The following is a 4,610-nucleotide window of genomic DNA, read 5'->3' on the forward strand; positions in this document are numbered from 1 at the left end:
CCATAGACAAGCACATGCTTGCCCGTGCCAAGCCCCAGGCGCTGACGGGCCGCCAGCGGCTCCGTAGCCTTCGCATCAGGGAACGGGTCGGCGAGATACTGGACGGCCGCGCTACGGGTTGCCTGATGACCCCCACGACCTGAGCGAGCGACCCACTCGGTCAGCGTGGGGTCAATGGTCAGCAAGGTCATCAAGCCGGGCGTACGAATGGCGCGCTGAAATAACTGCGCCTTGACAGCATTGACCAACGGGTCGCGCGGTGCCTTCACGCCCACTTTGGCATGGTGAAAATTGGCCCGCATCGTGATGCCCACCCACGGCGTTGCGCCAAACGGCGAACCCGTGAACGGCAGCGAGTAAAAGAAATAATCGACGTAAGGGACCACGACCAGCGCGACCTTCCGGTTACGGCTGGTGATGTCGAATGCATGCTTGAAATCGCGGAAATACCGTACATAACTGAGCTTCGCAAAGCCGCTGCGGCTGTGTTGAAGCGGCTCGACAAACTGGATCTGCAACTCGGGCCGGTTCTCCTGAGAAATGCGCGCGGCGAGCGAATGCCCCGCGTTCGCAGGGTCGGTCACGATGACGCACCGATACCCCGCTTCCATGTAAGCCGCTGCTGCCCACTCGGCATAACGCCAGCGATGCCCGGAGAAATCGGGTTCGACGATCAGTACGGTGTCGAATGTGTCATTGGCCATAGTCATTGTTTTTTTGAAAGCGTACAAAAAAGGCGTGGTCTTGGGCGGCAAAGCACAGAACGTGCACTGAGGGCGGTCAAAGCGGGCGGGATCTGATCAGGCGCCCCGTGCCAAACATCAGTCGATAACGTCAACACTAGCATTGCCGCACGTTATGCAACCGCCAAAGTCAGGGTATTCCTCTGGCGAAAAAAGACAGTGAGCCAGCGTACACGAGGGCCGATATCGACTACGAGATGGCGCACAGGACAGGGCGCGCCACGTTACCTTTGCGGAAACCCTGGGCAAACATCGCTAATGCAAAGTCAAGTCTCGCGGGCAACGCGTTTGCCACGCTCCAACTACAAAAAATCGATCCGACGCGAGGAATGTCTGTGAGAGCAGTTCGCTTACCGTTTTCAACCGCGAGCGTGCGTTTCGACCAGGACGCCGCGATCTGGGTCCTGTTGCAACAAATCGTGGTACGCGGCTTCGTCGCGGTCAAGTTCCTGGCGATCGGCCGGATTCTCGGGCCCGCCGCAATTGGCAGCGTCAGCGTGGCGTTGCTGGCGGTGGCTATTGCCGAGTCGCTCAGCGACACGGGTCTCGCGCAAGCGGTGGTGCAAGGCCGGGAAACGCCGAACCGTTTACAGCTCGGCGCCGTGTGGACCACGCTGGCCTCGCGTGGGACATTGATCGCGCTCCTGATCATTTGTGCCGCGCCGCTGATGGACCAGCAGTTTCATCTTGGCGGCTCGCTGCTGCTGTTGCAACTCGCGGCGCTGTTGCCGCTGATCCGCGGCGTGGCGTCGCCGGCGTATTACATCGTTACGCGCGAGCGCGGCTTCATGCGTATCGCGGGCGTGGAGATGTCGTCGGCTTTCCTCGATTGCGCGATCGGCCTGGGCTTCGCGCTTGGCGGCGCGGGTGCCTATTCGGTGCTGCTCGGCATGGTGGCGGGAGAGTCGTTGAAGACGGTCCTGACCTGGACCACCATGTCACCGCGTCCGCCGTTGCGGCTCTCATGGAAGGGGATCGGCCATTACGTGAATTTCAGCCGCTGGATCTGGGCGGGCAGCGTGGTGAACCTGCTGCTGAATCAGTTCGACAAGGTGATCGTGGCAAAGCTGCTTGGACCGGCGCAATTGGGCGCGTACCAGATGTCCTCGAAGCTCGCACAAATGCTGCTGGCCGATGCCGCCATTGCCATGTCGCAATACCTGTTTCCGACGTTCTCCGCGCATCACCGCCAGGACGCGGATTTCGCCGCGCGGCTGTTTCGCCGTTATCTTGCGTTGATCGTGGGGGGGCTCGTGGTGCTGGTGATCATCCTGCGCCTCGTCGCCGAACCGCTGTTCCAGATCGTGCTGGGAACCGCATGGCTGTCCGCTGTGCCGCTGTTCCGGATCTTCGTGGTCAACATGGCTATCGGTGCGGTAATCGCTGTGCTGGTATCGTATTTGCGTGCGGTCGGCTTGCCGAAAGTCGCGACGCATGCGTCCATCATCCAGGCCGTGGTGCTGCTGGTGACGGTGCCGTTCGCCACCCATTTGTGGGGCGTGACCGGCATCGCCTGGGCGATGACGGTCGGCCTTGGTGCAGCCGCCGGATGGATGATGTTCCGAATTGCCAGGGAGGCGTAATGCGCATCCTTCATCTCGTTCTTGCCCCTCGCCTTTCGGGGGCGGAAGTGCTGGCAAAGGACCTCGCTATTCTTCAGCAGAGGAGCGGCGAAATTGTCGGCATGACATCGCTGCGGCCGCAACACGACGACTTCCGCACGCTGCGCCAGGAACTCGATGCCAGCGGCGTGGAGTGCATGTTTCCCCGCGGACTCCACGGCTTGCCCGGCAAGCTGTGGCATTTGTACCAGGTGGTTCAACGCTATCGCCCGGACGTGGTGTTTGCCCACGCGACCATTCCCGCTTTCTACGTGCGCGCACTGCCAATCTCGGCGCCCGTGGTGTATGTGATGCATTCCGCGACCAACGATTTCGAGCGCGATCTGTTCCGGCGCATCGAGCGCGTGTTGTCGCGGCGGGCGCGGGCGGTGATCGGGGTATCGCCGACGAATCTCGACGACTATGTGGCCGCCGTTGGCCGGCATCCGTCGATGCAGCTCATTCCAAACGGCGTGGACATGGCGCGCTTCTCGCCTGGGCTGGATGCCGATCTCGCCAATGACCACGCGCAGATCGTGCAGATCGGGCGTTATACGTCGGTGAAGAACCAGTTGCAGACAGTCCATGCGTTCGATCAGGTTGTGCAGCAGGTGCCGCATGCGCGATTGCTGCTGGTCGGTGTGGTCGAAGATCCGGCGTACTTCACGGCGGTGAAGGATCTTGTGGCGAAGCTCGGGCTCGAGCAGCGGGTCACGGTGGAAGGGCCGCGTTCGGACGTCTCCGACATTCTCTTCAAGGCCAGCGTGTTCGCGATGCCGTCGCGCTTTGAAGGCCATAGCATCGCGTTCCTGGAGGCGTTGGCGTCGGGTGTGCCGATTGTCGCCAGCGACATCCGGCCGTTCAGCTTCGCGGCGGATTTTCCAGCCGTGCATCTGCTGGATCCGGAGGACACCGCGACCTATGCACGCGCGCTGGTGGCTGCGTTGGGCGAACGGCGGGCGCAGCGGCCGTTGGGTGGCCTTACGTTGGCCGATACCGCCGAACGTTATCTCGCAGTCGCGCGGCAGGTCACGGGCTGCATGGCGGGTGCGCCGGCTTGAGGGTAAGGGATGTGCTTCCGGCTTGCGTGAGGGCCGGTCCAGATTTCGAGCGCGATAAAAAACGCCGGCTTTCAAGCCGGCGTTCCTGTTTTACAGACGCTAAATCTTCAGCTTCATTGAAACAGCTTGGTCGCCTGGACGAGGGTGTTGATCACGCCCCATGCAAGCGGCACGATTGCGTAGATCCAGAACACGCCGAGCAGCAGCTTGTTAGTCGGATGCGCGTCCAGTTCGCGGTTCAGGTTGGTATTGGTGTTCATCGCATTCTCCGCGCTTGGGGTAGGTTCAGTGGATTCATTCAGTGGACTCAATCCGCCGCGAGTGCGGACGCGCTCATGTGATGTTTCTCATGCACGCGCTTCACAGCCAAGTTGCAGACAAAGCCGATCACCAGCAGTCCCGCCATGATGTGCAACGTCGTGGTGTAGGCATCCGCTTTCACCACGCCATGCGCTACTTGATACGCGCGAATGTAGTTCACCAGCACCGGACCTGCGATACCGGCCGCAGCCCATGCGGTCAGCAGGCGTCCATGAATGCCGCCCACGAATTTCGTGCCGAACATAACGGCGAGATAGGCCGGGACGGTTGCGAAGCCACCACCGTACATGGACAGGATCACGCAATACGAGAGCACGAAGAGCGCAACGTTACCGCTCTGCGCAAATTGCGGCACCAGCAGATAGAGCACAGCACCGAGCACGAAGAAGACGAAGTAGGTGTTCTTGCGCCCGATCCAGTCCGACGCCGATGCCCACACGAAACGCCCACCCATGTTGAAGAGCGAAAGCAGGCCGACGAATCCGGCCGCGGCAGCAGCCGTGATCGATGCCTTGAAGCTCTCCTGAATCATCACCGATGCCTGGCCCAACACGCCAATCCCGGCCGTCACGTTGAGGAACAGCACCAGCCATATCAGGTAGAACTGCGCCTTCTTCAACGCCTGGTCGATATGCACTTGATTGCGCGTGATCATCTTGTTGCCGTTGGTCACCGGCGGCGTCCAGCCTGCCGGCGCCCAGTTCGCACGCGGGACGCGGATGGCAAGTGCGCCGATCGACATCGAGATGAAATAGACAATGCCCAACACCACGAAGGTCTCTGTCACGCCGTTGATGGTTGCGCTATTGAAGTGGTTCATCAACGCGACCGAGGCGGGCGCCGCGATCATCGCGCCGCCGCCGAAGCCCATGATCGCCATGCCG

Annotated in this window: 4 protein-coding genes and 1 pseudogene; 2 read left to right on the forward strand and 3 right to left on the reverse strand. The window is 61.3% G+C overall.

Annotated features, from left to right (window positions below):
• Positions 1-710 (reverse strand): annotated as a pseudogene (locus tag JWR14_RS04315) (group 1 glycosyl transferase); the annotation flags it as partial.
• 368 nt (positions 711-1,078) lie between these two features.
• Here JWR14_RS04315 and JWR14_RS04320 point away from each other — a divergent pair.
• Together JWR14_RS04320 and JWR14_RS04325 are read left to right on the forward strand one after the other, a co-directional pair.
• Positions 1,079-2,326: an oligosaccharide flippase family protein gene (locus JWR14_RS04320; RefSeq protein WP_299701924.1), complete on the forward strand. Its 1,248-nt coding sequence runs from the start codon at positions 1,079-1,081 to the stop codon at positions 2,324-2,326.
• Positions 2,326-3,405, forward strand: a complete 1,080-nt coding sequence (locus JWR14_RS04325; protein WP_299701927.1) for a glycosyltransferase family 4 protein — start codon at positions 2,326-2,328, stop codon at positions 3,403-3,405. The genes JWR14_RS04320 and JWR14_RS04325 overlap by 1 nt, the downstream gene beginning before the upstream one ends.
• 113 nt (positions 3,406-3,518) lie before the next feature.
• Here JWR14_RS04325 and JWR14_RS04330 read toward each other — a convergent pair whose 3' ends face one another.
• Complete coding sequence (locus JWR14_RS04330; RefSeq protein ID WP_299701930.1) at positions 3,519-3,665, reverse strand: oxalate:formate antiporter; 147 nt, start codon at positions 3,663-3,665, stop codon at positions 3,519-3,521.
• A 47-nt stretch (positions 3,666-3,712) separates the two neighbouring features.
• The coding region (locus JWR14_RS04335) for an MFS transporter (RefSeq protein WP_299701933.1) at positions 3,713-4,610 on the reverse strand (898 nt) is incomplete at its 5' end.

The sequence above is a fragment of the Caballeronia sp. genome (genome assembly GCF_028292365.1).
Classification (GTDB): domain Bacteria; phylum Pseudomonadota; class Gammaproteobacteria; order Burkholderiales; family Burkholderiaceae; genus Caballeronia.